Genomic DNA, 25,880 nt, shown 5'->3' with positions numbered 1-25,880 from the left:
TCAGGCCAGCGCGGCCGCGGTGACGGCCCGGACATGCGCCGGGTCGACGCCGGGCGCGGTCTCCACCAGCCGCAGCCCGGTGCCCGCCGCGCCGCGCCCCACGTCGATGACCGCCAGGTCGGTGATGATGCGGTCCACGACGCCGCGGCCGGTCAGCGGCAGGCCGCACCGCTCGACGATCTTCGGCGAGCCGTCCTTGGCCACGTGCTCCATCAGCACGATCACGCGGCCCGCGCCGTGGACCAGGTCCATGGCCCCGCCCATGCCCTTGACCATCTTCCCCGGCACCATCCAGTTGGCCAGGTCGCCGTTTTCCGCCACCTGCATGGCCCCCAGGACGGCGACGTCGATTTTGCCGCCGCGGATCATGGCGAAGCTGTCGGCGGAATCGAAGTACGCGGCGCCGGGCAGGGTGGTGACCGTTTCCTTCCCCGCGTTGATCAGGTCGGGGTCGACCGCGTCCCGGGCCGGGTACGGGCCGACGCCGAGGATGCCGTTTTCCGACTGCAGCACCACCGTGCGATCCGCCGGGACGTGGTTGGGCACGAGCGTGGGCATGCCGATGCCCAGGTTGACGTAGGCACCGTCCGGCAGTTCGGCGGCGGCGCGCGCGGCCATCTGGTCGCGTGTCCAGCCGATTCGTTCAGTCATCGTCCCCGGCGTCCTCTCCGTGGCCCGGCTCGCGGACCGTGATCTTCTCGATTCGCTTTTCGACGTCCTGCCCGACCTCCACGACCGCGTGGACGAAGCAGCCCGGCAAGTGGACGTGGTCCGGGTCGATCTCGCCGGGTTCGACCAGTTCCTCGACCTGCGCGATGCAGAATCGCCCGGCGCTCGCGGCGGGAGGCCCGAACTGGCGGGCCGACTTGTTGAACACGAGGTTGCCGTGCCGGTCGCCGCGGGCGGCGTGGACCAGCGAGAAGTCCGTGACGATGGCCTCCTCGAGCACGTAGTCCACGGGTTCGGCGTGGTGGGTGGCGAACTTCCGCGTCGGCTTCGGCGGCGATTCGGCGACGACGGCGCCGCCCGGCCCGTACAGCACTGGGATGCCGCCCTCGGCGACCTGGGTCCCGACGCCCGTGCGGGTGAAGAACGCCGCGATGCCGGCCCCGCCGGCGCGCAGCTTCTCCGCGAGGGTGCCCTGGGGCACGAGTTCCAGCTCGAGCTCGCCTTCCAGGTAGCGGCGGGCGAATTCCCGGTTCTCGCCCACGTAGGACGACGTCATCTTCCGGATGCGGCCGGCGGCCAGGAGCGTGCCCAGGCCCCAGTCGTCCACACCGCAGTTGTTGGACACGATGGACAGGTCGCGGCTGCCGTGGTCGAGCAACGCGTCGATGAGCACGTTGGGGTTGCCGCACAGCCCGAACCCGCCGACGGCGATCGACGCGCCGTCGGGGATGCGCGCGACCGCCGCGGCCGCGGAGGGGAGGGTTTTGTCGAGTGCCATCAGCTCGCCGTCCAGCCGCCGTCGATGGTGTAGGACGCGCCGGTGACCATGCCGGAATGCTCCGACGCGAGCCACGTGGCCAGCGAGGCGACTTCCTCGGGTTCGACGAGCCGCTTGACCGCGGATTCGGTGAGCATGATCTTCTCCACGACTTCGGCCGGGTCGATGCCGTGGATGTCCGCCTGGTCGGCGATCTGCTTTTCGACGAGCGGCGTGCGCACGTACGCCGGTTCGATGCAGTTCGACGTCACCCCGTGAGGGGCGCCTTCGAGGGCGGTGACCTTGGAGAAGCCTTCCAGGGCGTGCTTGGCGGAGACGTACGCGGACTTGAAGGCGCTGGCGCGCGAGCCGTGGATGGACGAGATGTTGATGATCCGCCCGAAGCCGCGCTCGTACATGGCGGGCAGGGCGGCGCGGACCAGGAGGAACGGCGCTTCGATCATGATCCGCTGGATGAGCCGCCACGTGTCCGGGGCGAACTCGTGGATGGGCGCGATGCGCTGGATCCCGGCGTTGTTGACCAGGATGTCGACGTCCAGGCGGACGTCTTCGAGGGCGGCGGTGTCGGAGAGGTCGGCGGACCACGCATCTCCTCCGATCTCGTCGGCGAGCGCGCGGGCCGCATCGCCGTCGATGTCGCAGACGGTGACGTGGGCTCCCGCGGCGGCGAAGGCCCGGGCGCAGGCGGCGCCGATCCCGGAGGCTCCTCCGGTGACCAGCGCGCGGCGTCCCGCGAGATCGAGGGTGGTCGTGGGTGCGTTGGCGTTCATGTGGCGTCCTTTCGGATCGTGGTGGACGGGGGTTGCGGAAGGGGCCGGGGCATCAGAATGCGCCGAGGGAGACCGCGGCGACGAGCAGGGCGACGACGATGACGGGGCAGACCATGGTGATGACGGCGACGTCCTTGTAGGACTGGCGGTGCGTCAGCCCGCAGACGATCAGCAGCGTGACCACGGCGCCGGAGTGCGGGAGCGTGTCCAGGCCGCCGGCGGCCATGGCCGTGAGCCGGTGCATGACCTCCAGGCTGGTGCCGTCGGCTTCGGCCATGGCGCGCAGATCCTCGCCGAGCGCGTTGAGGGCGATGGTCATGCCTCCGGACGAGGACCCGGTCAGGCCCGCGGTGATCGAAACGGTGACCACGGAAGTGATGACCGCATTCGCGCCCATGTTGAAGACCGAGTCCCGGACCAGGGCGAAGGCCGCCACCGAGGCGACGACGGCGCCGTAGCCGACCTCGGATGCGGTGCTGAACGCCGGGAGCATCGACTGCTTCGCGCCGTCGGTGAAGGCGACGGCGAGCGTGCGCCGGTGCCCGAAGTTGAGGGCGACGATCAGGGCGATGGCGGCGGCGATGCCGACGAGCACCGCCCACAGCGCGGCGCGGGCCGACAGTTCGACGGGGCCGAACTTCTCGTCGGCCAGATAGTCCCAGTTCAGCGCCGGGAAAATGTACAGGGTGCACGCGAAGTTGACCGCGAACACCGTGATCAGCGGCAGGAACGGAACCCAGCGGTTCGGCGGTGCGAGAGCGGCGGCCGCGTGCGCGGCGGGATCCTCGTCGTGGGTGCCGGGGGCGTCGTCGACGGCGTGGTGGGCGGCGGAGAAGGTCTCGCCGCCGCGGGCGAGGGACCGGCGCCGGTACTCGAGCCAGGCCATGCCCAGGGCGAGGATCCCGGCGGAACCGATCAGGCCGACGGCGACGCCGGCGAAGGAGCCGGTGCCGAAGAACTGCCCGGGGATGATGTTCTGGACCTGCGGGGTGCCGGGCAGCGCGGTCATGGTGAAGGTGAAGATCCCCAGCGCGATGGTCGCCGGAATCAGCCTGCGCGGGATGTCGGCCGCGCGGAAGAGCTCCCTCGCCAGCGGGTACATGACGAACGCCACCACGAACAGGCTGATGCCGCCGTACGTCATCAGCGCCGAGGTGATCACGGTCGCGGCGATCGCGCCGCCGGCGCCGACCCACGAGGTGACCGTGGTCGCGATCGACTTGGCGTAGCCGGTGACGGTCATGAGGATGCCGAAGATCGCGCCGGTGAGGAACACCGGGAAGTAGCTGCCGACGAATTTGGCCATCGCCGGCATGAAGATTTCGGTGTACGACGCGAGGATCGGCGCGCCGGAGAACACCAGGGCGACGATCGACGAAATGGGCGCCGCGATGATCACGGGGACGCCTCGGTAGGCCAGGGTGATCAGCAGGGCGAGGGAAAGCAGGATTCCGATGATCCCGAGGATCATTGGCGCCTCCTAGCGGGAGTCGGGGACGATGGGTCCCCGGCGCCCGCCGCCGCACGTTCAGGAGGATCATGCGGGCGCCCGGCGCCGGGCGACGCTGATCAGGATGACGGTTCCCGTGTGACCTGCGCTACATCCGGCGGTTCAATGTTCGCAGGGGAAATTTGTGCCCGGCTACGAAACGCCCCGGCCCCCGCCGCCCAGCGAGGCCATCGCCCACGACACCTCGATGAGGTGGTCGACGTCGCCGAGGTCGGCGCCCGTGAGCTCGGAGAACCTGCGCAGCCGGTAGCGCAGGGTGTTCACGTGGACGGGGATGGACGCCGCGGCGGCGGGGATGTTCATCCGGTTGTCCAGGTACGCGCGCACCGATTCGAGGATGTCGTCCCTGATCGCGCCGGCGCCGTCGAGCGCCCCGATGTACCGCCGGCGCAGCATCCGGGTCGTGTCCGGGCTGGAGTGGACGCCCATCCGCCACGACAGGCTCTCCAGATCTACGAGCCGGCGCGCGCCCACGGCATCGGCGGCGCGCAACGCCCGCGACGCCGCTTCGAAGGAGACCGGCAGGTCGGCCAGCGTGGCGGGCTCGCCGAGGGCCACGGTCATCGCCGGTTCTTCGGCGTCGTCGGCCACGTCCCCGATGAGAATGCCGACGATCATGTTCGACCGCACCGCCGTCAGGGCCCGCGCCCCGGCGCTCTCGGCCCACCGTTGGATCTCCCGTTCCCCCGCATGCCCCGAACGCGGGCGCACGGGGGCGGCGAGCGCGCGGAGCGGGGCGTCGGTCGGCACGTCGTACGCCGCGGCGCCCCGCAGCAGCTCGGCGGGATCCATCGAGTCCGAGACCGCCGCCCCGATCCACGCGGACTTCCGCTCCGAGTCGGCGACGGCCCGCGCGATTTCGCGGTCGCGGTAGACCGCCGTGGCGCGGGCGGAGAAGACATCGCCGAGCGACCACAGCAGCGTCGAGCACTCGAGCACCTGGTCGGCGGGGATGCCCGACAATGGCGCGAGTTCGATGAGGCGCTGGAGGATGACGGTCATCGACGTCCGGAAACCGCTGAGGACGTGGCCCAGCGACACGCCCTGCCGGAGCCGCTCGTTCGCCAGTGCCTCGGCTTCGGGGACACCGTCGGGGGACGGGTGCCCGCCGGCCCGGATGATGCGGATGCTCAGATCGAGGTTGCGGCGCGCCGACGCCGCGAGCGCCTCGGTGGGCACGACGTCATACCCGGGCACCGTCGCGCGGAGACGCTCGACGGTCAACGTCACGATGCCCTGGTCGCGCCCGAGTTTGTCGAGCAGATCGGACCAGCGGTCCCGCAGCGCGTCCGGGGTGACGGGCGCCGCCGGGATGGCGGTTTCGGAAGTCATGGGGCATCAGGGTAATCACCGCCCGCCCCGAAACGTCAGTTCGCGGGCTTCTCCACCACGCCGCACAGCGCGCGGTCCCCGGCGTCGCCCGTCTTCTTGGTGTCCTCGTCGGGCCCGTCGGGGGCGTAGCGCTCGGGGATGTGGGCGAAGTTGTCCGGGCCGGCGTGGACCATGACGGCCGAACCGTCGTCGTCGAAAAGCAGGTCCTTGGTCAGGCGGTCGGTGGTGAAGGTCATGCGGGCCGTGCCGTCGGAGGCGACCAGCAGCGACGGCATGTCTCCCGCGTGGCCCGGGGCGGCGTCGGGGTTGCCGTGGCCGACGTTCTCGGAGTCGCCCATCAGGTGCCCGCCGGCGGAGAGGAAGTCGCCGGTCTTCTCGCCGTCGGGGGCCTTGCTGTTCGGCTCGCACTTGCCGATCGAGTGGACGTGGAACGCGCGGAACCCGGGCTCGAGGCCGCGGGCCTCGACGGTGACGGTGACGCGGTCGCCGTCCTCGGCGAAGGTGACGGTGCCGGCGTCGGAGCCGTCCGGGGTTTTCAGGGCCGCGGTGGCGAAACCTTCGCCGGCGGGGGCGGCGGAGGTGGTTTCGGCCGCGGTCGAGGCGGCGTCGGTGACCGTGGTCGAGCCCGAGCCCGAGCCGGCGCCGTCGCCGCCGTCGGCGCAGGCCGCCAGGCCGAGGGTCAGGGCCGCGGCGCCGAGTGCGGCGGCGGTGATCCGGGTGGTGCGGTGCGTCATGGTCGCTCCTGTCTCGTCTCTCCGTCTGGAGGGTTCGTCTCTGTGACCGGTGACACACGATGTTACGCGGGTTCACCATCGGCGGGCGGGCCCTTCGCGGCGCCGCGGGCGATCCGGCGGAAGTTGTATGGTCGGACTGGAAACCCGGATGCGGCTCAGCCGGCCGGTCCGGGAGCGTCACCCGAAGAACGTGGAGAACGTCATGTGCCTCGGCATCCCAGCCCAGATCGTCGACATCCCCGACCCCGCCCGCGCGAAAGTGGCCATCAGCGGCGTCGAGCGGATGATCGCCACGGACCTGCTCCTCGACGAGTCGCTGGCGGTGGGGGACTGGGTCCTGGTCCACGTCGGCTTCGCGTTGAGCAAGATCGACGAGGAGGAGGCGGCGCAAACCCTGACGCAGATCGAGCGGCTGGGCGGCGACGTGCTTTCCGACGAAGTCGATTCATTCACCACAAGCCGGATCGAATGAGCGGGGAGCACCGTGAAGTACGTCGATGAATTCCGGGATCCGGAGGGCGCGAAGAAGCTGCTCCGGTCCATCGAGTCCAACGCCGCCAAGCTGGACGGGCCCATCTCGCTGATGGAGGTCTGCGGCGGCCACACCCACACGATCTACCGCTACGGGCTGGAGAACCTGCTGCCGGAGGCCATCGAGCTGGTCCACGGCCCGGGTTGCCCGGTGTGCGTCATCCCGATGGGCCGCGTCGACGATGCGCTGTGGCTCGCCGCCCAGCCCGACGTCATCCTGGCCACGTTCGGGGACATGATGCGCGTGCCCGGCTCGGACGGTTCGCTTCTCGACGCCCGCGCGAAGGGTGCCGACGTGCGCTTCGTGTATTCGCCGCTGGATGCGCTGAAGCTGGCGGAGGAGAACCCCGACAAGCACGTCGTCTTCTTCGCGGTGGGGTTCGAGACCACGGCGCCGTCGACGGCGGTGACCCTGGAGGCGGCGCGTCGGAAGGACGTGCCGAACTTCTCCGTGTTCTCCAACCACGTCACCATCGAGCCGCCGCTGCGGGCGATCGTCGACGGCGGGGAAACGCAGGTCGAGGGGTTCATCGGCCCCGGCCACGTGGCCACGGTGGTGGGCACGAAGGCCTTCGACTTCCTGCCGGAGGAGTTCGGCCTGCCGTGCGTGGTGGCCGGCTTCGAGCCGCTGGACATCCTGCAGGCGGTGGACATGCTGCTGAAGCAGTTCGTCTCCGGCGACGTCGCCGCGGGCCGGGCGACGGTGGGCAACCAGTACGCCCGCGTGGTCCGGCCGGAGGGCAACCCCGCCGCCGAGGCCCTGCTGGACCGGGTGTTCACGGTGCGGGACCGTTTCGAGTGGCGCGGCCTGGGCTGGCTCGACGACTCCGGCCTGGGCATCGCGGACGAGTACGCCAAGTGGGACGCGGAGAAGCGCTTCACCGTCCCCGGCGCCCTGATCCCCGATCCCGTGGCGTGCGAGTGCGGGTCGGTGCTCACCGGCCGCATCAAGCCGTGGGAGTGCCGCGTGTTCGGCACCGCGTGCACGCCGGATACGCCGATCGGCACGTGCATGGTCTCGCCGGAGGGCGCCTGCGCCGCGTACTACAACTTCGGCCGCATCGACCGGAAGGTCACCGTCGAGCTGGGCTCCCGCCCGAGCTGACCCGGACAACAGGAGAACGAGTGGATCCCAAGAACCGCCTCAACGTCGACGAGGACCGGGTCAACGCCAACATCGGGCGCGTGCGGGGGCGCGGGCACAGGCTGCTCGACGACCACGTGACGTTGGCCCACGGCGCCGGCGGGAAGGCGTCGGCGGCGCTGGTGGAGAACGTCTTTTGGGAGGTTTTCGGCGGCGACGTCCTGCCCGACGGCGGCGACTCCGCCGTGCTGCCGTTGGACGGGCTGCTGGGGGCGGACCCCGGGAGCCTGGCCATGTCCACGGATTCCTACGTGGTCAACCCCATCGAGTTCCCCGGCGGCGACATCGGCGACCTGGCGGTCAACGGCACGGTCAACGATCTGGCGGTGGCCGGCGCGGTGCCGAAGGCGATCACCGCCGCGTTCGTGCTGGAGGAGGGCCTGCCCATCGACGTGCTGCGCCGCATCGTCGGGTCGATGGCCCGCGCCGCGGAGGCCGCGGGGGTGGCCATCGTCGCCGGTGACACGAAGGTCGTGCCGCGCGGCGCGTGCGACAAGATGTACATCACCACGGCGGGGGTGGGCGTGGTGCCCGCCGGCCGCCGCACCGGTTACGGCGAGATCGCGGTGGGCGACCGCATCATCGTCTCCGGCCCTATCGCCGACCATGGCATGGCGGTGATGATGGCCCGCGGCGACCTGGCCATCGACGCCCCCATCCAGTCCGACACCCGCGCGGTCAACGGGCTGGTGGAGGCGCTGTTCGCTGCCGTGCCCGACGTCCGTTTCCTGCGCGACGCCACGCGCGGCGGGGTGGCGACGGTCATGAACGAGCTCGCCCGTGGCTCCGGCAGGGGCATCGCGCTGGACGACGCCTCGATCGAGGTCCGGGACATGACCCGCGCCGCCTGCGACATGCTCGGCATCGACCCGCTGTACGTGGCCAACGAGGGCACGTTCACCGCAGTCGTGCCGGAGGCCGCCGCGGACGAGGCCGTCGCCGCGCTGCATGCCGCCGGCGCGCCCGGTGCCCGCGTGATCGGCCGCGTCGTCGCCGAGCCCGCCGCGTCGGTCGTACTGGTCACGGGCTTCGGCGGCACCCGCATGGTGGACATGCTGGTCGGCGATCCGCTGCCGCGCATCTGCTGATCGGACGCTTTACGACGGTCCCCGCGTGGCCAGCAGCCCGGCCATCGCCTGGCCCACGCTGAGCCCGCCGTCGTTGGCGGGGACGACGCGGTGCTCGAGGAGGTCGAACCCGCGGGCGGCGAGGTCGTCGCGAAGCTCGGCCATGAGGATCCGGTTCAGGGCGCAGCCGCCCGTCGCGCCGACGATTGCCGTGCCCGCGGCGTCGGCGGCCGCGGCCATCTGCCCGCCGATGATGCGCGCCAGGCCGCGGTGGAAGCGGAGGGCGCGCGCGGCCGATGGTGCGTCGGATTCGGCGAGCTCCAGGAACAGCTCGGGGAGCGTCGTCGCGGAGCCGGTTGCGATGGATGCAGGGGCGTCCGGGCCGTCGTTCAGCGCGGTGCGTGCCAGGTGCTCGAATTCCATGGCGGCCTGGGCTTCGTAGGTCACGGCGCCGTCCGGCCAGTTCGCGCCGCACCCGGCGAGCACGGCGGCGGCGTCGAAGATGCGGCCGAGCGACGTCGACGCCACGACGCCGACGCCCGCGGCCAGCTGCGATTCGAGCAGGGCGAATTCGGCCCCGGCCGCGGCGCCCGCCAATTCGGCCACCGGAAGATCCAGCCCCCACGACGCCGCGATGCACGCCAACGTCCGCCACGGCCGCGCCACCGACCGGTCGCCGCCGGCGAAATCGAATGGGGGCGCGTGCCAGGTGCGCTCCCATTGGCGCAGGTCACCAAGGCCGTCGCCGTCAGCACCGCCGAGCGTGAGAATCTCGCCGCCCCAGATCGCCCCGTCGGTGCCGTAGCCGGTGCCGTCGAGCGCCGCGACGACCGCCGGCCCCTCCGCGATGCCGTGCTCGGCCAACAGCGACAGTGCGTGGGCGTAGTGGTGCTGGACTCCCAGCATGTCGATGCCCCGCTCGCCCGCCCACCGCTCCGCCCAGGCCGTGGTCGCGTAATCGGGGTGCAGATCGTGGACGACCAGCCCCGGCTCGGCGCGGCGCATGCCCAGCATCCGCTCCACCGCCTCGCCGTACGCCGCCTGCGTCACCGCCGACCGCATGTCCCCGATGTGGGGCGACACATGCGCGAGGCCTTCGCCCTCGCCACCACCGGCTCCGCCACCGCCGCCGTCGACCACGGCGAACGTGTTCTTCAGCTCACCGCCGACGGCGAGGATGGGGGGTGGCGGCGGGCCGTCGTCAAGCGAAGAAGCCGGAGGCAAAGGCGAAGGCAACGGCAGTGGCAGCGGCGCGAAGCCGCGCGATCGGCGGATGGGGCGGTCGCCGAGGCAGACGGAATCCTCGACGGGCACGTGAATGCCGCGATCGTGCAACAGAAACGCATCCGCGATGTGCCCCAACCGCGCCCGCGCCGACGCATTGCCGTGGCAGAGCGCCTCGCCCGGCGGATTGCCCGACGTGGCCACGAGCGGCTTGGCGACGAGCAACTCGTGCAGCGGCGAATACGGCAACATCACGCCGACGTCGCCGAGGCCGGGCGCGACCGACGGGGCCAGCGGGGCGCCGTCGCGCATCGGGGCGATGACGATGGGATGCGCCGGCGACGTGAGCAGTGCGGTGTCCGGGAAGTCGGCGAGCCGGTGTGCGGCGTCGGCGTCCGGGGCCATGACCGCGAAGGGCTTGGCCGGGCGGTGCTTGCGGCGGCGCAGCTCGGCGACGGCGTCCTCGTTGGCCGCGTCGCACATGAGGTGGAAGCCGCCGATGCCCTTGACGGCCAGGATCTTCCCGGCGTCGAGGAGCTCGCGGGCGCGGGCGATGGTCGCGCCCATGAACTCTGGGGAGCGTTCGGGGGGTGGGGTTTGGGTGGTGGGGTCGGCGGCGGAGCCGGTCCCGGGTTCTTCCAGCCACAGCCGCGGCCCGCAGTCGAAGCAGCTGATGGGCTGGGCGTGATGGCGGCGATTGGCGGGGTCCGAGTACTCGGCGGCGCAGGCCGGGCACATGGGGAACTCCCGCATGGTGGTGTTCGGCCGGTCGTAGGGGACGTCCTCGATGATGGTCAGCCGCGGGCCGCAGTTGACGCACGTGATGAACGGGTACCCGAAGCGGCGGTCGCCCGGATCGCGCAGCTCGGCCAGGCAATCGGGGCAGGTGGCGACGTCCGGCGGAAGGAGCGTGGGGGCGCCGGGCGCGCGGCGGGATTCGAGGATGGCGAACGGCGGGCCGTCGGGTGCGGCGGGGGAGTCGAGGGGCGGGAGGTCGCGGGCCTCGTGGCCGATGATGCGCGACAAGGGTGGGGCGTCGGCGATCACGTCGCGGATGAAGGCGTCGACCTCCGCGGGTTCGCCCTGGACCTCGATGAAAACCTCGCGGTCGTCGTTGCCGCAGAATCCCGTGACGCGGTGGCGGGCGGCGACGGCGGCGACGTGCGGGCGGAAGCCCACGCCCTGGATCACCCCGCGCAGCAGGTGTTCGCGCCGGATTTCGGTCATGGGGCCAGCTTAACGCGGTCGTGCGGCGCGCATCGGTGCAGGTCAGGCGGGTGTGGAGCGCATCGATGCAGCTCAGGTGGGTGGGGCGTGCATGCGTGCAGGTCAGGCGAGTGGAGTGTGCATGCGTGCAGGTCAGGTGGGTGGGGCGCGGATGTGTGCGGGGCGGGAGCGGCGTCGCTCACCCGCCGGCCGCCCGAACCTCGCACGTCCGCCCGAACCTCGCACGTCCGCCCGAATCCCGCACGTCCTCCCGGAACCCTGTCGATCCACCCCGAAACCCCCGCACCATTCGCCACATGGGTCACGCTGGTGCACTTGGCGCATTCATACACACCTTTCGTTGCTCGATTTCGGCCAAAACGCCGGTTTTGGGCGCCGGAGAGCAACGAAAGGTGTGTATGAATTTCTCAGGTTCCCCGGGCGGTGGGGCGCCGTGTTCCGGGCGTCCGATTACGGCGCGGTTCTCCGACGGGTGGGGTTCAACATCGATGTCCGATGCGTGGTGGCCGATGCCCGATCTCCGATTCCCGTCAACGGCGGCTGGTTTCCGACGCCGGCCCGAACCGCTTCCTGACGTCCGGCGGTGGATGTCGGGTTTGCGGTGCCCGCCCCTTCGCCGGCCCCAACGTCCACCCCGCCGCCGACCCCAACGCGCGGGCCGAAAACCGCGCCCGAATCGCCCCGCGTAACACTTGTTCGCGGCGGATTTCGCGGATGTGCCCAACATAACCCCCCGGTTGGGAGCGTCGTCAGCGCAGGTCAGGGGCTTTTCGCTGCTTGTGCTACCGCATCTCGTTTCAAGTATTTCAAATACCGGTCTAAGGTTGGGCACATGCATGAGGTAGCCTTGAGCATGCAACTGGCCCGTATCGTGGCCAAGGCTGCCGATAACCGAAAAGTCCTGGTCGTCCGGCTGGAAGTCGGCGCACTCCGTCAGGTGGTGCCCGAAACTCTGGCCCATGCCTGGAGGTTCGTGGTCAAGGACACCAACCTCGGCGCTTCCCGTCTCGACGTGGATTGGAAGCCGGTGGTGCTGGAATGCCCCGCCGGACACGTCGCGGAGATGCCCGAGTCGTGGGGGTTCGACTGCCGGATCTGCGGGCAGCCGGCGAAAGTCGTGGGCGGCGAAGAGTTTCGGGTTCTGGACATCGAACTGGAGCCAACGCGGGAAAGAGCGTGAGATGGGTCGCTTCCACAGGCACGACGACGGCACGGTGCATGCGCACGACCATGGGGATCATCCGCACGAGCACCATCACCACCACGACCACGACCATGACCATGACCATGGCCACGATCACCACCATGACCACGGTCATGCGCACGAGCACGACCACGGCGATCATTCCGGGTACGACACCGGCCGCGAGCGCGTGCAGATCCTCGAGGACATCTTCACGGAGAACGACGTGCGCGCTGCGGAGAACCGCGCGTTTTTCGACGCCCACGGCGTCACCGCGATCAACGTCATGAGCTCCCCGGGCTCGGGGAAGACCGCCCTGCTCCGCCATGCGCTGGAGGACCTGAAGGGCAAGGTCCGGGTCGGAGTGATCGAGGGCGACATCGAGACCCCGCTGGACGCGGAGCGGCTGGAGGGTTTCGGGGCGCAGATTTCCCTGCTCAACACGGGCAACGGTTTCGGCGGCGAGTGCCATTTGGATGCGCCGATGATTTCTGCGGCGCTGAAGGGCCTGGATCTGGCGGAGCTGGATCTGGTTTTCATCGAGAACGTGGGCAACCTGGTGTGCCCGGCGGAGTTCGAGGTCGGCGAGCACCGGAAGATGATGGTGTATTCCGTCACGGAGGGCGAGGACAAGCCCCTGAAGTACCCGGTGATGTTCCGGTCGGTGGAGGCGGTGGCGGTCAACAAGATCGATCTGTTGCCGTATCTCGATTTCGACATGGACCTGTTCCTCGCGAACCTGCGCAAGGTCAATCCGGGCGCGAAGGTGTTCGAGGTGTCCGCCAAGACGGGCGAGGGCCTGGGCCCGTGGCTGGAGTGGTTGTCGGAGGGGGACGGGCAATGATTGCCGCGCGCCCCACGTCCTTTGCCTGCTTTACGACGACGCGCTCCGCGAAGACTTGCTTTACGACGAACCGGCGGGCCGCGAATTCGCCCGCGCTTTTCGACTACGACGGGGGTGCGCACCGCCGGTTGCGGTGCCGGTCCTCGGAAACATCCTGGACTGGGAGGACACTGAAGTGAATATCGGGGATGGTTGGCGGGGTGAGACGCTCGCCGAGAATCTGGAGAGGTCGGGCGTTTCGCGCCGCGACTTCATGAAATTCTGCGGTGGGCTCGCCGCGATCTTCGCCGCGGGGTCGCCCGCGATGGCCGGTGCGCAGGAGCTGACGCCGGCGGCGCAGGAGATCGCGGACAAGCTCGGCGCGGTGGAAAAGCCCAATGTGGTGTGGCTGCAGCTGCAGGAATGCACGGGCTGCATGGAATCGACGCTGCGTTCCGGCGGTTCGACGGTGGAGGATCTGGTGCTCAACCGCCTGTCCATGCCGTACAACGAGCTGCTGATGGCGCCGTCGGGCCACGCCGCCGAGAAGGCGCTGGACGACGCGAACGCGGAGCCGCACATTCTCGTGGTCAACGGCTCGGTGCCGATGAAGGGCGACGGCATTTTCTGCACCATCGGCGGCAAGTCCGCGGAGCAGGTGCTCCGGGAGGCCGCGGAGAACGCCACGGCGATCCTGGCCGTCGGCGCCTGCGCGGTGTGGGGGTCGGTGCAGGCGGCGAAGCCGAACCCGACCGGCGCGGTCGGCGTCGACGAGCTGATCAAGGACAAGCCGGTCATCAACGTGGCCGGCTGCCCGCCGATTGGCGAGGTCATCACCGCCACGATCACGTACATCCTGACGCACGGCGAGGCGCCGAAGGTCGACGCCGAGGGCCGTCCGCTGTTCGCCTACGACCAGCGGATCCACGACTCGTGCCCGCGCCGCCCGCACTTCGACGCGGGCCAGTTCGTGCGCACCTTCGACGATGAAGGCGCCCGCAACGGCTGGTGCCTGTACGAGGTCGGCTGCAAGGGCCCGTCGACGTTCAGCCCGTGCCCGATCATCCAGTGGAACCTCAAGTCGGGCTGGCCCATCGGCCAGGGCCACCCGTGCATCGGCTGCACGGAGAAGGACTTCTTCGACAAGTTCTCGCCGTTCTACGAGGAGCTGCCGAACATCACCGGTTTCGGCGTGGAGTCCACCGCCGCGAAGGTGGGCCTGGGCGCCGTCGGCGTCGCGGCCGCGGGCGTTGCGGCGCATGCGGGCATCACCACCATCAAGCAGATCGGCATCCGGCAGAAGTCGGGCGATGAGCGGGTGATCGCCAAGTTCGGCGACGGTCCCGACGCCGGTTCTGCGGGCCGTGCGGTCGACGCGCACGACAACACCCCGGGGAAGGACAGTTAAATGGCCACCGAGAAACTCGTCATCGATCCGCTGACCCGCATCGAGGGGCACCTGCGCATCGAGCTGGAGCACGAGAACGGGAAGATCTCCGAGGCGTGGAGCGAGACGACCATGTTCCGCGGCATCGAGGAGATCTGCCAGGGGCGCGACCCCCGCGACGTCTGGGCGTTCGTCGGCCGCATCTGCGGCGTGTGCACGGGCGTCCACTCGATCGCCTCGGTGGTGGCGGTGGAGGACGCGATCGGCTCGAACCCGCCGCCGCAGGCCCGCCGGATCCGCGATCTGGTGCTCGGGTCGCAGGAGATCCACGACCACGCGGTGCACTTCTACCACCTGCACGCACTCGACTGGGTCAACGTCGTCTCGGCGGCGGAGGCCGACGTGGACAAGGCCCTGGAGTTCGCCCGCTCGATCGGGTCGAAGTGGCGGGGCAACACGCACGACAAGTTCGCCAAGGTCAAGGAGACCCTGAACCAGGTCATCGAGTCCGGGCAGCTGTCCATCTTCACCGGCGGCTACTGGGATCACCCCGATTACCGCCTGCCCCCCGAGGCGAACCTGATGGCGGTGTCGCATTACCTGGACGCGCTGGAGTTCCAGCGGTCGATCATCCGCATCAACACCGTGTTCGGCGGCAAGAACCCGCACCCGAACTTCCTGGTCGGCGGCATGGCCTGTTCCATCGACCCCGACAAGTCCGAGACCGTCAACCAGGTCCAGCTCGACCAGGTCGAGACGTGGGTCGCGGAGATGGTCGAGTTCGTGCGCGACTGCTACTACCCGGACGCCGTGGCGATCATGGGCGCGTACAAGGATTACTTCGACATCGGCGCCGCCGCCCCGAATTTCCTGGCGGTCGGCATGGCCGGCGCGACGTACGGCGGCGACCCGGCGAAGTCGCGCGTCGAAACGGCGCACCCGGAGGTCAAGCCGGGCGTCATCCTCGACGGCGACTACTCCAAGGTGGCGCCGTTCGACCCGGCGAAGATCGAGGAGTTCGTCTCCTCGGCGTGGTTCAGCTACGCGGACGGCGACGACAAGGGCCTGCACCCCCTCGTCGGCGAGACCACCGTCGAGTACACCGGCCCGAAGCCGCCGTACGAGTGGTTGGGCGACAACGACAAGTACACCTGGTCGAAGGCGCCGCGCTACGACGGGCGCGTGATCCAGGTCGGCCCCGTCGCCCGCGTGCTCAACGCGTACATCCAGGGCGAGAAGCGAACAAAGAAGCTTGTCGACGACGCCGTGCGGAAGCTCGGCATCCGGATCGAGCAGATGAACTCCACGGCGGGCCGCACCTACGCCCGCGTGGTGGAGGCGGTGACCACCGCCGAGTACATGGCGGAGGTGGTCATGCCGAAGTTCGTCGAGGGCATCCGCAACGGCGACATCGACGTCTTCGACGCGAGCAAGTGGGAGCCGTCGAGCTGGCCGGACGAGTGCTCGGGCATGGCCTTCACCGAGGTCGCGCGCGGCATGCTCAGCCACTTCACGTCCATCAAGGACGGGAAGGTGAGCAACTACCAGGCGGTGGTGCCCACCACGTGGCTGGCCGGCGGCCGCGATCCGGAGGGCAAGCGCGGCCCCTACGAGGAGTCGCTGGCTGGCGGGCACCCGCTGGTCGACCCGGAGCAGCCCCTGGAGCCGATCCGCACGATCCATTCCTTCGACCCCTGCATGTCCTGCGCGGTCCACGTGCTGGACGTCGGCGGATCGGAGCTGTTCAGGACGGTGACATCATGACCGCCCCGGAAAAGCACCCCGAAAAGCACCCGGAAAAGAACCCGGACGCGCACCCCGATCTCGGCCGCGAGGCGGAGGCGATGTCCGCCGATTCGATGCGGGCCCCCGGGGAGCCGCGCCGGATCGTCGACGGCGACGAGTACGTGCGCGTCGACCTGTGGTCGGCGGGCCTGCGGTTCCAGCATTGGGCGTCGGTGTTCCTCATCGTGGTGATGTCGGCGACCGGCTGGTACATCATGGACCCGTTCTTCGGCCCCGACGCGGCGACGTCCGCGGCGTCGGGCGACACGGGCTACCTGATGGGCATCATCCGTTTCATCCACATCACGGCGGGTTTCCTGTGGTGCGGCGTCGCCCTGGCCCGACTGTTCATGCTGTTCTTCGCCCGCGGCGAGCAGTCGCGGTGGCGGTCGCTGCTGCCGTTCCACTCGAAGTCCGACGTCAAGGGCATGTGGGACACGATCCTGTACTACTCGTTCATCAAGCGGCACGCGCCGCTGTACATCGCGCACAATCCGCTGCAGCAGCTGTCGTACACGGGCATTTACGTCATGTGCCTGCTGCAGCTGCTGACGGGTCTGGCGCTGTTCGGGCTGTACGACCAGTCGAACTGGTTCTTCGTGATCCTGTCGTACCCGGTGCATTGGTTCGGCATCCCGATCATCCGTCTGGTGCACGCGGTGCTGATGTTCCTGATCTGGGTGTTCGTGGTCATCCACGTGTACCTGGCGGTGCGTTCCGACGTCGTGGAGAAGCACGGCGGCATTTCCTCGATGATCAACGGCGGCATGTGGTTGCACCGCGACGCCAAGCCGGTCGACGGCGATCGGGTGGGCCCGCCGAAGAAGGACGAGGAGAGGCGCCGCCGCTTCCGGTGGGCCCGCGCCAACCGGTGGACGGCGAAGTGAGCGGCCCGGCGATCACGGTCCTCGGCGTCGGCAATGCCGTGATGGGCGACGACGCCGCGGGGCTGGAGATCCTCCGGCTGCTCAAGGCGCGGTATGCGGGCTTCGGTTCGTACTCGGACACGGACTCAGCCCCCGCCCCCTCCGCCGTCGACGTCGATTCCCTCGTCCCGCTGGCCAGCGCCTCGGCGACGCCGGGCGTCCCGTCCCACGTCACCGTCGCCACGGCCACCGCGACCGACATCGCGGCGGGCCCGGACGGCCGGATCGGCGACGTCGCCTTCGTCGAGGGCGGCACCTCCGGCCTGGAGCTGGTGGGCGTCGTCGGCGAGGCCCGCAAGCTGCTCGTCCTCGATGGCCTGACCGGCCCGGGGGAGCCCGGCGACGTCGTGGTGCTCGAGGGCGACCAGGTGCCGCGGCTGCTCAGCTCGAAGCTGTCGCCGCATCAGGTGGGCCTGCTCGATCTGCTGGCCACCGCGCGCCTGCTGGGCCACGAACCCGAGCACGTCGGCGTCGTGGGGGTGGTGTGCGCCAGCGCGGAGCTGGAGGTGCGCCTGACCCCGGAGGTCGCGGCCGGGCTGCCCGCCGCAGTCGATGCGGCGGCGGAGGTCCTGGAGCGATGGGCGTCCGGCTAGGCCCCCGAGTCGACGTCGACTTCCCGGATGGCGAATTCCCGCCCGCGCCGCAGGTCGGCGGTGGGCGCGCCGCATTCGGGGCAGGCGAGGGCGAAGAACTCGTCGATTTCCCGTTCGGCCTCGCACGCAGGGCACCATACGGTGGCGGGGATGACCACGACCTCCAGGTCGGCGCCCTCGCATACGGTCCCTCCGGCGGCCAGCGGCCACGCGGCGTACAGGGCGTGTTCGATGACGCCGGCGCGGGAGCCCACGTCGAGGGCCACGCGTCGCACGCGCCGGCCGTCGGCCGCCCCGGCGATGACCTCGACCACTCCCGACAGGAGCCCCAACTCATGCATGACCCAAGTGTGGCACGGAGTCCGTCTGTGGTAGCGGTGAACCCATGAGCGAGACCATCCACCTGGACCAGCTGGTCGACCCGTTCGAGGCGAAGGTCGTGGTCGTCCGCGACGCCGCCGGGGCGGTCGTCGACGCGCGCTTCGACCTCGCGGGCCTGCCGCGCCTGGATCCGATGCTGGTGGGCAAGGACGTCGCGGGCGTGCCGGATCTGGTGAAGATGCTCTGCGGCATCTGCCCCGTCGCCCACCACCTGGCGGGCGTGGCGGCGCTGGAGTCGCTGGCGGGCATCGCGCCGGGCGATCTGCCGCGGCCGGTGCGGGATCAGCGGCTGCTGCTGCATCACGGCAGCGTGCTCGATTCCCTGGCGTCGCGGTTCATCGGCCGCGACCGGGAGTTGGCGGTGCGCCTGCGCCGGCTCGGCAAGCTGGCCATGTCGGCGGCGGGCGCGCCGGGCCATTTCCCGGACGTCGCGGTCCCCGGCGGGGTGCGGGTGCCCGTCGATGCGGGGGCGTTGGGCGAGCTCGCGGGGCAGCTTCCCGCGCTTGACGACGACCTGGCGTCCCTCATCGCCGCCGTGCCATCCGCGGAGAGCTCTGCGGCGGAGAGGTTCGACGGGCTCGACGTCGCGGTCGTGGATGCCCGGGGAGAACTCGATCCGCTGGGCGGCCACGTGGGGCTCATGGGCCCGAACATCCGCGAGACCGTTCCCGCCGCCGAGTGGGCGGCCCGCGTGACCGAGAGCCGACCCGGCGCGCCGGACCCGCGGCCGGTCATCGACGTGGCGGGGAAGAAGTGGCCGTACCGCGTCGGCCCGATGTCGCGGATGCGGTTCCGCGGCGGCGCGGGCGATCCCTTCCGCGCGCAGCTGGACACCCTCGCCGATTCGGTGCGCGCGCTGATCGGCCTGTGCGGGTCGCTGTCGGGTTCTGCGGCGGATCCGGTGACGGAGGCGTCGCAAAGCATGGGGCCGGGCAGGGGCATCGGCGTGGTCGACGGCCCGCGCGGCCTGCTCGCCCACGAGTACGAGGTCGATGCCGGCGGCACGGTGACGGGCTGCCGCATTCTCACGCCCACCGCCCAGAACGAGGGCTGGCTGGCCGGGATGCTGCGCGCGTCGCTGGCCGCCGCGGGCGACGGCGAGGCCTGGGCCGAGGGCGCGATCCGCGCGGCCGACCCGTGCCTGCCGTGCACGTCGGCGCCGGAGGGCGCGATGGGCGTTACGGTGGAGGAAGAGACGGAAGGAAACCGCTGACATGTGCATTGGCGTTCCGGGCAAGATCCTGGCCATCCGCGAGGGGCTCATGCCCATGGCGGACCTCGACTTCGGCGGCACCGCCCGCGAATGCTGCCTGGCCTACGTGCCGGAGGCGCAGGTGGGGGACTACGTGCTCATTCAGAACGGGTTCGCCATGGACGTCATCGACGAGGCCTCCGCACGGGCGTCGCTGGAGGCGATCGCGGAACTGGGGCTTGCACCTGACGCAACGTCAGGTGATTGAGTCCGGTTCATGCGAGGCAACGGATACGGCGACGGACCCGAGTACGACATCGACGACGGCGACGGCACCGAGCTGACCATCGGCGAAACCGCCGACCTGCTCGGCGTCACCGTGCGCACGCTGCGGCATTGGGAGTCCATCGGGCTGCTGGTGCCGTCGTGGCGGACGCTCGGCGGCCATCGGCTCTACGTCGACGCCGACGTCCGGCGCGCGCAGCAGATCCTGGTGTACCGGGAAGTCGGGCTGCCGCTGTCGGAGGTCCGCGAGCTGGTCGACGGCGGCGGCGACGTCCGGGATCACCTGGAGCGCCAGCGGCGTCTGCTGTCCGAACGCGCCTCGCATCTGCGCCGGATGATCGGCGTGGTCGACGAGATGCTCGAGGAGATCGACATGAACGACGGAAAGACGATGGACGCCCGCGCCGCGGCCGAGAAGTTCGGCGGCGGGTGGCGGCAGGACTTCGCCGACGAGGCCGAGGCCCGCTGGGGCGGCACCGACGCCTGGGCGCAGTCCGCGGCGGCGAACGCGAACCGCTCCGAGGAGGAGTGGGCGCGGATGTACGCCGACCAGGAAGCGCTGGGGGCGAAGCTGGCGGACGCGGTCCGCGACGGCGCCGACCCCGATTCGGAGCTCGGCCGCGAGGTGTCGGCCATGCACCGCGCGGGCGTGGAGAACCACTACGAGTGCGGCCTCGGCCGCCAGGTGATCCTGGCCCGCATGTACCTGGCGGATGACCGCTTCCAGGAGACCTACGGCGGCGAGGCGCCGACGAAGTGGCTGGTCGCCGCCATCGAAGCCGACGCCCGCGCCCACGGCGTCGACCCGGACGAAGCCGCCTGGGATTGAGTACCCTCGCGGGCATGAACGACATGCGACACGACCCCGTCACGGACCTCCCGGACGGGGTCCCCGCCTTTTCCGGCGGCCCCCGCGCCGTCATCGTCCACGGTTTCAACGGCTATCCCGCCAAGCACTGGTTCCCGTGGCTTGCCGGCGAACTGGTCGGCGCGGGCTTCCCCGTCACGCGCGTCGCCCTGCCGGAGCCGTCGCGCCCGGATCCGCGGGCCTGGGCCGCCGCGCTCGCGGAGCAGGCGGGATCCCTGGACGGCGCCGTGGTCGTCGCCCATTCGCTCGGTTGCTTCACGACGCTGCGCCATCTGGCCGACAACCCCGATCAAGCCCTCGCCGGGCTCGTGCTCGTCGCGGGTTTCGACCTCAAGGGCGATGAGCTGGAGCGGGGGACGGCCGAAGAGCGCGGCGCGCTGAGCCAGCTCGACCCGTTCCTCGGCGATGGCGTGGACACCCCGGCGCTGGTGCCGCGGTTGGGCAAGGTCACCGTGATCATGTCGGATGACGACCACATCGTGCCGCGGGTCTTCTCCGAGGCTCTGGCGGAGCGGTTGGGCGTCGACCCCGTCGTGGTGCCGGGCGCGAAGCACTTCCTGTACTCCGACGGCGTGACCGAGGTGCCCGCCGCACGGGATGCGGCGCTGGCGGCGCTGGAGGCGTGATGGTTTCGCTCACCCCCGTCGCCGCGCGCGCCGCCCGGTGCCGCGCGCAGTTGCTCACCGCGAAGGACCGCGCCGCCGATCCCGTCGCGGTGGCGCGGCACATGCTGGCGCTGCAGGGGCAGAACGCGAAGGCGGCTCGGTGGGCGGTGGGCATGCGCACCAGGTCGTCGAAGTACTCGGACGTGGAGGCGGCGCTGGAATCCGGGGCTCTCATCCGCACGTGGCCGATGCGCGGGACGCACCACATCATGGCGGCCGAGGACGTCGACTGGCTGACTCGGCTCTGCGCGCCCCGGGCGTGGTCCGGCATCGGGAAACGCCGCGAGGCGTTGGGCCTGACGGCAGCCGACGTCACCCGCTCCGGCGACCTCGTCGCCGACGCCGCGCTCGATCCCGGGCGGTTGCCCGAGGAGGCGGCCGAAGAAGCGGTGCGGTTGCCGTCGTCAAGCGGTGCGGTGGCGCTGACCCGCGCCGGGGTGCATGCCCTGCTGGCGACGATCGGCATCGACGCGGGCGAGAACCGCGGCTCGCATATGCTCCGGTACCTGTGCGAGGCGAGGGTGCTGGTGCAGGGGCCGCCGGTGAACGGCAAGGAAACGTTCACCGCGTTCGGGGCGTGGGTGCCCGCCGGCGCCGGATTCGAGGGCGAGGAGGCCGTGCGCGAGGTGGTCGTGCGGCACGCCACCGCCCGCGGACCCGTGACCGACGCGGACATCGCCTGGTGGACGGGGCTGCCCGTCACCCTGGTGCGCCGGGGCATCGCGGACGCCGGGGATGAATTGGCGGCGGTCGACGTGGAGGGGCGGGAACACGTCATGGCCGCGGCCTCGGCGGAGGAAGCCGCGTCGGGGTCGGCCCGGCCGCCGCGCAATGCCCGCCTGTTGCCAGCCTTCGATGAGTACCTGCTGGGCTACGGCGACCGGTCGCTGGTGCTCGACCCCGCCGACGCCGAGGAGGTCGGCCCCGGCCCGGCCGTGCTCGCGGGCGGGCGCATCGCGGGCATGTGGTCGGCCAAACCGCGGGCCGCCGGGCCGGCCGTGGAGGTCCGGGAATGGGTCGACGGCCTTCCCGGAATCGGAAAGGCCGTCGAGGAATACCGCGCGTTCGCGATCGGCTAGATGTCGCGCACGCTGCCCGTGAAGTGCGGGCGCCGCTTCTTGCGGTCCCACGCCACGATGTCGGTGCCGCCGCGGCCCTCGCCGTCGACGACCTCGCCCGCGCGGGTGATGGCGACCATCACCGTCGCCGGGACGATGACCGGCGCCGCGAACTCGATGTGGAACTCGAACGGGGCGCCGCCCGGCACGTTCGACTCCGCCAGCGCACGCGAGGCGGTGTACATGCCGTGGGCCACGACGCCGGGCATGCCCAGCGCCTTCGCCGTCAGGCCGGTGACGTGGATCGGGTTCCAGTCGCCGGAGACCTTCGCCCACGTGCGGCCGATGGAGCCCGGGACGCGCCACTGCGCGGTCGGGACCGGCACCCTGAACTGCGGGCGCTTCGACGCGCCGGCCGACTCTGCGAGGGGCTCGACGTCGTCAAGCCGCTTGCCCTTGGCCAGGTAGACCGAGGTCTCCTCGACCAGGACCTCGCCGCCCCGGGAAACGGTCGCCTCGTGCACGACCTCCGTGCCCGAACGGTGCGCGCGGAACCCGGCGACGCGGACCTCCACGTCGACCTCCGAGCCCACCGGCACCGGCTTGAGCTGGCGGTAGGTGTTCGAGGTGTGGATCAGCCCCATCATCGGCAGCGGGAAATCATCCGCGGCCATGAGCTCCATCTGCAGCGGCATGATCAGCGAGTGGACGTGGCCGAAGAAGGCGCCGTTGGCCAGATGGTCCACGGCCGGCGCACCGGCGACGCGGCGGAACTCCTCGTCGCGCGCCGCCTCGACCGTGACTCCCTTGACGGCCAGCGCCGGGGTCTTCAGGTTCGACGTGCGATTGGTGCGCTTGCCGCCCTTCGCGGCCTTCGCGTACAGCGGGGCCAGCGACGGCACCGCCGGGAGGGTCTTGGCGGGGATGGATGCGTTCGGATCGGTCACTGCCAACCCCCTACTGGCCCACGATGTTCTGGCCGCAGACGCGGAGAACCTCGCCGTTGACGCCCAGGGCGCGGTCGGAAACCAGGAACGCGATCGCCTGCGCGACGTCGCCCGGCTGGCCGCCCTGCTGCAGGGAGTTCAGGCGGCGGGCGACCTGGCGGGTGGCGAACGGGATCATCGCGGTCATGTCGGTCTCGATGAAGCCCGGGGCGACGGCGTTGATGTTGCCGCCCATCTTGGCGATGCGGTCGGCGGTGGCCTCGACCATGCCGATCACGCCGGCCTTGGAGGTGGCGTAGTTGGTCTGGCCGCGGTTGCCCGCGATGCCCGACGTCGACGACATGGTGGCGATGCGCGGGGAGCCCTGGAACGCCTCGTGCGCCAGCAGCTGCTCGTTCATGGTCAGCTGCGCCTCGATGTTGACGGCGATGACGGAGCCCCACTTGGCCTCGTCCATGTTCGACAGCAGCTTGTCGCGGGTGATGCCGGCGTTGTGCACCACGATGTCCAGCTTGCCGTAGCGCTGCTGGGCGGCGTCGGCGATGCGGTTGCCGGCGTCCTCGGCGGTGATGTCCAGCTGCAGGGCCAGGCCGCCGAGCTCGTTGGCGACCTTCGACAGGGCGTCGCCGGCCGGGGGCACGTCGATGACGATGACGTCGGCGCCGTCGTCCTTCATGCGGCGGGCGATGGCCGCGCCGATGCCGCGGGCGGCGCCGGTGATCGCGGCGACCTTGCCGGCCAGCGGCTTGTCCCAGTCGGCGGGGATCTCGCCGGCTGAGGAGGAGACGGTGAGGAACTGGCCGTCAATGAACGCCGAGCGGGGGGAGAGGAAGAAGTGCAGCGAGGCGACCGCCGACGGGGCGGTGACGTCGACGCCGTCGTGGATGAGGATGCCGTTGGCGGTGGAGCCGCCGCGGACCTCGTGGCCCATCGAGCGGACCAGGCCCTCGACGCCGCCGCGGGCGGCGTTGAGCGCGACGTCGATGTCGGCGCCCGCCTCGGCCTTGGCGCGCGAGATGAAGACGATGCGGCCGTTCTTGTCCAGCTTGCGCAGGTGTTTCGCGGCGGCGAGGACCGGCTCCTGCAGATCCTTCGGGCGGGTGGCCTCGGTGACGACGACCACGATGGCGCCGACCTTGTCGTCGGCGGCCGAGTCGCGGCGGACGCCGAGGCCCCACTCGCCCAGCTGCTCGGCGACGGCGTCGGCGTCCGCGCCGGTGCCGGTCACGAGGACCTTGTCGTTCTTCAGCAGCGGCTCGCCGGCCTTGTGGCGGCGCAGGTGCGGCGGCTGGGGAAGGCCGAGGGACTTGGCGACGCCCGTGAGCGGACCGCCGGTGACGAGTTCCTGGTACTTGTCTGCCATGTCAGATGCTCCTATGTGGTGTGTGTCGGCGGGGGTTACGGACGGGCCTCGAGGATGGCGACGACGCCCTGGCCGCCTGCGGCGCAGACGGAGATGAGGCCGCGGGCGACCTCGCCGGTCTCGTCGGCCTTGGCGCGCAGCATCTTCGCCAGGGTGGCGGCGATGCGGCCGCCGGTCGCGGCGAACGGGTGGCCGCAGGCCAGCGAGGAGCCGTTGACGTTGAGCTTCTCGCGCGGGACCGAGCCCAGCGCGCCGTCCAGGCCCAGCTTCTCGCGGCAGTACTCCTCGTCCTCCCACGCCTTGAGCGTGGAGCACACGGTGGCCGCGAAGGCCTCGTGGATCTCGAAGAAGTCGATGTCGTCGAAGGTCAGGCCCTGGCGGGCGAGCAGGCGCGGGGTGGCGTAGGCCGGGGCCATGAGCAGGCCCTCGTCGCCGTGGACGAAGTCGACGGCGGCGGACTCGACGTCGACGACGTCGGCCAGCACCGGCAGGCCGCGCTCGGCCGCCCACTCCTCGGAGGAGATGAGCACGGCGGACGCGCCGTCGGTCAGCGGGGTGGAGTTGCCGGCGGTCATGGTCGGCTCGGCCTCGAGGCCGCGGCCGAAGACCGGCTTCAGCTTGCCCAGCTTCTCCACGGTGGTGTCGGCGCGCAGGTTGGTGTCGCGGGTGACGCCCTTGAACGGGGTGATCAGGTCGTCGAAGAAGCCCTCCTCGTACGCGCGGGCGAGGTTGCGGTGCGACGCGGCGGCCAGCTCATCCTGCTCGGCGCGGGTGACGCCCCACTCGGCGGTGGTGATGGCCTGGTGCTCGCCCATCGACAGGCCGGTGCGCGGCTCGCCGGTGTTCGGCAGATCCGGGACGGCGTCGCCCGGGCGGACGGCGGCCAGGGCCTTGACGCGGTCGAGGTTGGACTTCTGGCGGTTGGCGTCGAGAAGCGCCTTGCGCAGGCCCTCGGACACGGCGATCGGGGCGTCGGAGGTGGTGTCGACGCCGCCGGCGATGCCGGCCTCGATCTGGCCCAGCTTGATCTTGTTGGAGATGGTGGACAGCGCCTCCATGCCGGTGGCGCAGGCCTGCTGCACGTCGAACGCCGGGGTGGCCGGGTCGAGCGCGGAGCTGAGCACGCACTCGCGCACGAGGTTGAAGTCGCGCGAGTGCTTGAGCACGGCGCCCGCGGAGACGGAGCCGAGTCGCTCGCCGGCCAGGCCGTAGCGGGCGACGAGGCCGTCGATGGCGGCGGTGAGCATGTCCTGGTTCGACGCGTGGCTGTATTCCTTGTTGGAGCGCGCGAACGGGATGCGGTTGCCGCCGACGATGACGGCGCGGCGCGGGGCGTTCTGAGTGGGCTGAGTCGTCATGTGACTGGTGCCTTCCTTGATCCCTATGTGTGATCTGAGTAACTAAATGTAGACATTATCGCGGATTGCGATCCGTGTCA

General features: G+C 70.7%; 25 protein-coding genes. 14 read left to right on the top strand and 11 right to left on the bottom strand.

Going from position 1 to position 25,880, the window contains the following annotated elements; all coding sequences use genetic code 11:
- From CHAN_RS11940 to CHAN_RS11915, 6 genes are all read right to left on the bottom strand, one after another.
- Complete coding sequence (locus tag CHAN_RS11940; protein WP_290290049.1) at positions 1-651, bottom strand: 3-oxoacid CoA-transferase subunit B; 651 nt, start codon at positions 649-651, stop codon at positions 1-3.
- Positions 644-1,447, bottom strand: coding sequence for a CoA transferase subunit A (locus CHAN_RS11935; protein ID WP_290290047.1), 804 nt, complete (start codon positions 1,445-1,447; stop codon positions 644-646). Before CHAN_RS11935 ends, CHAN_RS11940 begins: the two co-directional genes overlap by 8 nt.
- On the bottom strand, positions 1,447-2,217 hold the full coding sequence (locus tag CHAN_RS11930; RefSeq protein ID WP_290290045.1) for a 3-hydroxybutyrate dehydrogenase: 771 nt from the start codon (positions 2,215-2,217) through the stop codon (positions 1,447-1,449). Before CHAN_RS11930 ends, CHAN_RS11935 begins: the two co-directional genes overlap by 1 nt.
- Before the next feature lie 52 nt (positions 2,218-2,269).
- The gene (locus tag CHAN_RS11925) at positions 2,270-3,688 is read right to left on the bottom strand and encodes a GntP family permease (RefSeq protein ID WP_290290043.1); all 1,419 of its coding nucleotides are present in this window, start codon (positions 3,686-3,688) and stop codon (positions 2,270-2,272) included.
- Between the two features lie 171 nt (positions 3,689-3,859).
- Complete coding sequence (locus CHAN_RS11920) at positions 3,860-5,059, bottom strand: PucR family transcriptional regulator (protein ID WP_290290042.1); 1,200 nt, start codon at positions 5,057-5,059, stop codon at positions 3,860-3,862.
- Between the two features lie 35 nt (positions 5,060-5,094).
- Positions 5,095-5,793: a superoxide dismutase family protein gene (locus CHAN_RS11915; RefSeq protein ID WP_290290040.1), complete on the bottom strand. Its 699-nt coding sequence runs from the start codon at positions 5,791-5,793 to the stop codon at positions 5,095-5,097.
- Positions 5,794-5,995: 202 nt separating this feature from the next.
- On the opposite strand from CHAN_RS11915, the gene CHAN_RS11910 reads away from it, so the two are divergent.
- From CHAN_RS11910 to hypE, 3 genes are read left to right on the top strand one after another with little or no spacing between them, the layout of a single operon-like run.
- Positions 5,996-6,265, top strand: coding sequence for a HypC/HybG/HupF family hydrogenase formation chaperone (locus CHAN_RS11910; protein WP_048744185.1), 270 nt, complete (start codon positions 5,996-5,998; stop codon positions 6,263-6,265).
- A gap of 12 nt (positions 6,266-6,277) precedes the next feature.
- Complete coding sequence (gene hypD, locus CHAN_RS11905; protein ID WP_290290038.1) at positions 6,278-7,429, top strand: hydrogenase formation protein HypD; 1,152 nt, start codon at positions 6,278-6,280, stop codon at positions 7,427-7,429.
- A gap of 20 nt (positions 7,430-7,449) precedes the next feature.
- Positions 7,450-8,556, top strand: a complete 1,107-nt coding sequence (gene hypE, locus CHAN_RS11900) for a hydrogenase expression/formation protein HypE (RefSeq protein ID WP_290290036.1) — start codon at positions 7,450-7,452, stop codon at positions 8,554-8,556.
- Between the two features lie 9 nt (positions 8,557-8,565).
- Here the strand turns inward: hypE and hypF are convergent, their stop codons facing one another.
- A complete protein-coding gene (hypF, locus tag CHAN_RS11895) occupies positions 8,566-10,986 on the bottom strand; it encodes a carbamoyltransferase HypF (RefSeq protein ID WP_290290034.1) in 2,421 nt (806 codons plus the stop codon).
- 832 nt (positions 10,987-11,818) lie between these two features.
- Between hypF and CHAN_RS11890 the strand changes: the two genes are divergently transcribed.
- The 6 genes from CHAN_RS11890 to CHAN_RS11865 all read left to right on the top strand — a co-directional run bounded on the left by CHAN_RS11890 (position 11,819) and on the right by CHAN_RS11865 (position 17,683).
- Positions 11,819-12,166, top strand: coding sequence for a hydrogenase maturation nickel metallochaperone HypA/HybF (locus CHAN_RS11890; RefSeq protein ID WP_048744111.1), 348 nt, complete (start codon positions 11,819-11,821; stop codon positions 12,164-12,166).
- Between the two features lies 1 nt (position 12,167).
- Positions 12,168-13,013: a hydrogenase nickel incorporation protein HypB gene (hypB, locus tag CHAN_RS11885; protein ID WP_290290031.1), complete on the top strand. Its 846-nt coding sequence runs from the start codon at positions 12,168-12,170 to the stop codon at positions 13,011-13,013.
- A 175-nt stretch (positions 13,014-13,188) separates the two neighbouring features.
- Positions 13,189-14,400 (top strand): hydrogenase small subunit, encoded by a 1,212-nt coding sequence (locus CHAN_RS11880; protein ID WP_048744189.1) that lies wholly within the window; start codon positions 13,189-13,191, stop codon positions 14,398-14,400.
- Positions 14,401-16,143 carry a nickel-dependent hydrogenase large subunit gene (locus tag CHAN_RS11875; RefSeq protein WP_290290028.1) on the top strand — a complete coding sequence of 581 codons (1,743 nt, stop codon included), beginning with the start codon at positions 14,401-14,403 and terminating at the stop codon, positions 16,141-16,143. It abuts the gene before it with no gap.
- Positions 16,140-17,051 carry a Ni/Fe-hydrogenase, b-type cytochrome subunit gene (gene cybH, locus CHAN_RS11870; RefSeq protein ID WP_290290026.1) on the top strand — a complete coding sequence of 304 codons (912 nt, stop codon included), beginning with the start codon at positions 16,140-16,142 and terminating at the stop codon, positions 17,049-17,051. The genes CHAN_RS11875 and cybH overlap by 4 nt, the downstream gene beginning before the upstream one ends.
- 41 nt (positions 17,052-17,092) lie before the next feature.
- Positions 17,093-17,683 (top strand): hydrogenase maturation protease, encoded by a 591-nt coding sequence (locus CHAN_RS11865; protein WP_377748501.1) that lies wholly within the window; start codon positions 17,093-17,095, stop codon positions 17,681-17,683.
- Here the strand turns inward: CHAN_RS11865 and CHAN_RS11860 are convergent.
- Positions 17,680-18,024, bottom strand: a complete 345-nt coding sequence (locus CHAN_RS11860; protein WP_290290022.1) for a hydrogenase maturation nickel metallochaperone HypA/HybF — start codon at positions 18,022-18,024, stop codon at positions 17,680-17,682. The two genes, CHAN_RS11865 and CHAN_RS11860, sit on opposite strands and share 4 nt — an antisense overlap.
- A gap of 44 nt (positions 18,025-18,068) precedes the next feature.
- Between CHAN_RS11860 and CHAN_RS11855 the strand changes: the two genes are divergently transcribed.
- The 5 genes from CHAN_RS11855 to CHAN_RS11835 are packed head-to-tail and all read left to right on the top strand — an operon-like array spanning position 18,069 to position 22,153.
- Positions 18,069-19,277, top strand: coding sequence for a reducing hydrogenase subunit alpha (locus tag CHAN_RS11855; protein WP_290290021.1), 1,209 nt, complete (start codon positions 18,069-18,071; stop codon positions 19,275-19,277).
- 1 nt (position 19,278) lies between these two features.
- On the top strand, positions 19,279-19,524 hold the full coding sequence (locus CHAN_RS11850) for a HypC/HybG/HupF family hydrogenase formation chaperone (protein ID WP_290290019.1): 246 nt from the start codon (positions 19,279-19,281) through the stop codon (positions 19,522-19,524).
- Positions 19,525-19,533: 9 nt separating this feature from the next.
- Complete coding sequence (locus CHAN_RS11845; protein WP_290290017.1) at positions 19,534-20,370, top strand: MerR family transcriptional regulator; 837 nt, start codon at positions 19,534-19,536, stop codon at positions 20,368-20,370.
- A 14-nt stretch (positions 20,371-20,384) separates the two neighbouring features.
- Positions 20,385-21,035, top strand: a complete 651-nt coding sequence (locus tag CHAN_RS11840; RefSeq protein WP_290290015.1) for an RBBP9/YdeN family alpha/beta hydrolase — start codon at positions 20,385-20,387, stop codon at positions 21,033-21,035.
- Positions 21,035-22,153, top strand: a complete 1,119-nt coding sequence (locus tag CHAN_RS11835) for a winged helix DNA-binding domain-containing protein (protein WP_290290013.1) — start codon at positions 21,035-21,037, stop codon at positions 22,151-22,153. The genes CHAN_RS11840 and CHAN_RS11835 overlap by 1 nt, the downstream gene beginning before the upstream one ends.
- On the opposite strand, the gene CHAN_RS11830 is transcribed toward CHAN_RS11835, so the two are convergent.
- From CHAN_RS11830 to CHAN_RS11820, 3 genes are read right to left on the bottom strand one after another with little or no spacing between them, the layout of a single operon-like run.
- Positions 22,150-23,079: a MaoC/PaaZ C-terminal domain-containing protein gene (locus CHAN_RS11830; protein ID WP_290290011.1), complete on the bottom strand. Its 930-nt coding sequence runs from the start codon at positions 23,077-23,079 to the stop codon at positions 22,150-22,152. The genes CHAN_RS11835 and CHAN_RS11830 overlap by 4 nt on opposite strands.
- A gap of 10 nt (positions 23,080-23,089) precedes the next feature.
- Positions 23,090-24,442, bottom strand: coding sequence for a 3-oxoacyl-ACP reductase (locus tag CHAN_RS11825; RefSeq protein ID WP_290290009.1), 1,353 nt, complete (start codon positions 24,440-24,442; stop codon positions 23,090-23,092).
- Between the two features lie 35 nt (positions 24,443-24,477).
- A complete protein-coding gene (locus tag CHAN_RS11820; RefSeq protein WP_048744125.1) occupies positions 24,478-25,800 on the bottom strand; it encodes an acetyl-CoA C-acetyltransferase in 1,323 nt (440 codons plus the stop codon).
- Positions 25,801-25,880: the final 80 nt, after the last annotated feature.

This window comes from Corynebacterium hansenii, from assembly GCF_030408795.1.
Taxonomy (GTDB): domain Bacteria; phylum Actinomycetota; class Actinomycetes; order Mycobacteriales; family Mycobacteriaceae; genus Corynebacterium; species Corynebacterium hansenii.
Note: the sequence above shows the minus strand (reverse complement) of the source record. Positions and strands in the feature narration are given on the sequence as shown.

What these genes read in the sequence shown, in the direction of transcription:
- CHAN_RS11940 (WP_290290049.1), bottom strand. Translation starts at nt 651, where the DNA reads ATGACTGAACGAATCGGCTGGACACGCGACCAGATGGCCGCGCGCGCC.
- CHAN_RS11935 (WP_290290047.1), bottom strand. Translation starts at nt 1,447, where the DNA reads ATGGCACTCGACAAAACCCTCCCCTCCGCGGCCGCGGCGGTCGCGCGC.
- CHAN_RS11930 (WP_290290045.1), bottom strand. Translation starts at nt 2,217, where the DNA reads ATGAACGCCAACGCACCCACGACCACCCTCGATCTCGCGGGACGCCGC.
- CHAN_RS11925 (WP_290290043.1), bottom strand. Translation starts at nt 3,688, where the DNA reads ATGATCCTCGGGATCATCGGAATCCTGCTTTCCCTCGCCCTGCTGATC.
- CHAN_RS11920 (WP_290290042.1), bottom strand. Translation starts at nt 5,059, where the DNA reads ATGACTTCCGAAACCGCCATCCCGGCGGCGCCCGTCACCCCGGACGCG.
- CHAN_RS11915 (WP_290290040.1), bottom strand. Translation starts at nt 5,793, where the DNA reads ATGACGCACCGCACCACCCGGATCACCGCCGCCGCACTCGGCGCCGCG.
- CHAN_RS11910 (WP_048744185.1), top strand. Translation starts at nt 5,996, where the DNA reads ATGTGCCTCGGCATCCCAGCCCAGATCGTCGACATCCCCGACCCCGCC.
- hypF (WP_290290034.1), bottom strand. Translation starts at nt 10,986, where the DNA reads ATGACCGAAATCCGGCGCGAACACCTGCTGCGCGGGGTGATCCAGGGC.
- CHAN_RS11890 (WP_048744111.1), top strand. Translation starts at nt 11,819, where the DNA reads ATGCATGAGGTAGCCTTGAGCATGCAACTGGCCCGTATCGTGGCCAAG.
- hypB (WP_290290031.1), top strand. Translation starts at nt 12,168, where the DNA reads ATGGGTCGCTTCCACAGGCACGACGACGGCACGGTGCATGCGCACGAC.
- CHAN_RS11875 (WP_290290028.1), top strand. Translation starts at nt 14,401, where the DNA reads ATGGCCACCGAGAAACTCGTCATCGATCCGCTGACCCGCATCGAGGGG.
- cybH (WP_290290026.1), top strand. Translation starts at nt 16,140, where the DNA reads ATGACCGCCCCGGAAAAGCACCCCGAAAAGCACCCGGAAAAGAACCCG.
- CHAN_RS11865 (WP_377748501.1), top strand. Translation starts at nt 17,093, where the DNA reads ATGGGCGACGACGCCGCGGGGCTGGAGATCCTCCGGCTGCTCAAGGCG.
- CHAN_RS11860 (WP_290290022.1), bottom strand. Translation starts at nt 18,024, where the DNA reads ATGCATGAGTTGGGGCTCCTGTCGGGAGTGGTCGAGGTCATCGCCGGG.
- CHAN_RS11855 (WP_290290021.1), top strand. Translation starts at nt 18,069, where the DNA reads ATGAGCGAGACCATCCACCTGGACCAGCTGGTCGACCCGTTCGAGGCG.
- CHAN_RS11850 (WP_290290019.1), top strand. Translation starts at nt 19,279, where the DNA reads ATGTGCATTGGCGTTCCGGGCAAGATCCTGGCCATCCGCGAGGGGCTC.
- CHAN_RS11845 (WP_290290017.1), top strand. Translation starts at nt 19,534, where the DNA reads ATGCGAGGCAACGGATACGGCGACGGACCCGAGTACGACATCGACGAC.
- CHAN_RS11840 (WP_290290015.1), top strand. Translation starts at nt 20,385, where the DNA reads ATGAACGACATGCGACACGACCCCGTCACGGACCTCCCGGACGGGGTC.
- CHAN_RS11835 (WP_290290013.1), top strand. Translation starts at nt 21,035, where the DNA reads ATGGTTTCGCTCACCCCCGTCGCCGCGCGCGCCGCCCGGTGCCGCGCG.
- CHAN_RS11825 (WP_290290009.1), bottom strand. Translation starts at nt 24,442, where the DNA reads ATGGCAGACAAGTACCAGGAACTCGTCACCGGCGGTCCGCTCACGGGC.
- CHAN_RS11820 (WP_048744125.1), bottom strand. Translation starts at nt 25,800, where the DNA reads ATGACGACTCAGCCCACTCAGAACGCCCCGCGCCGCGCCGTCATCGTC.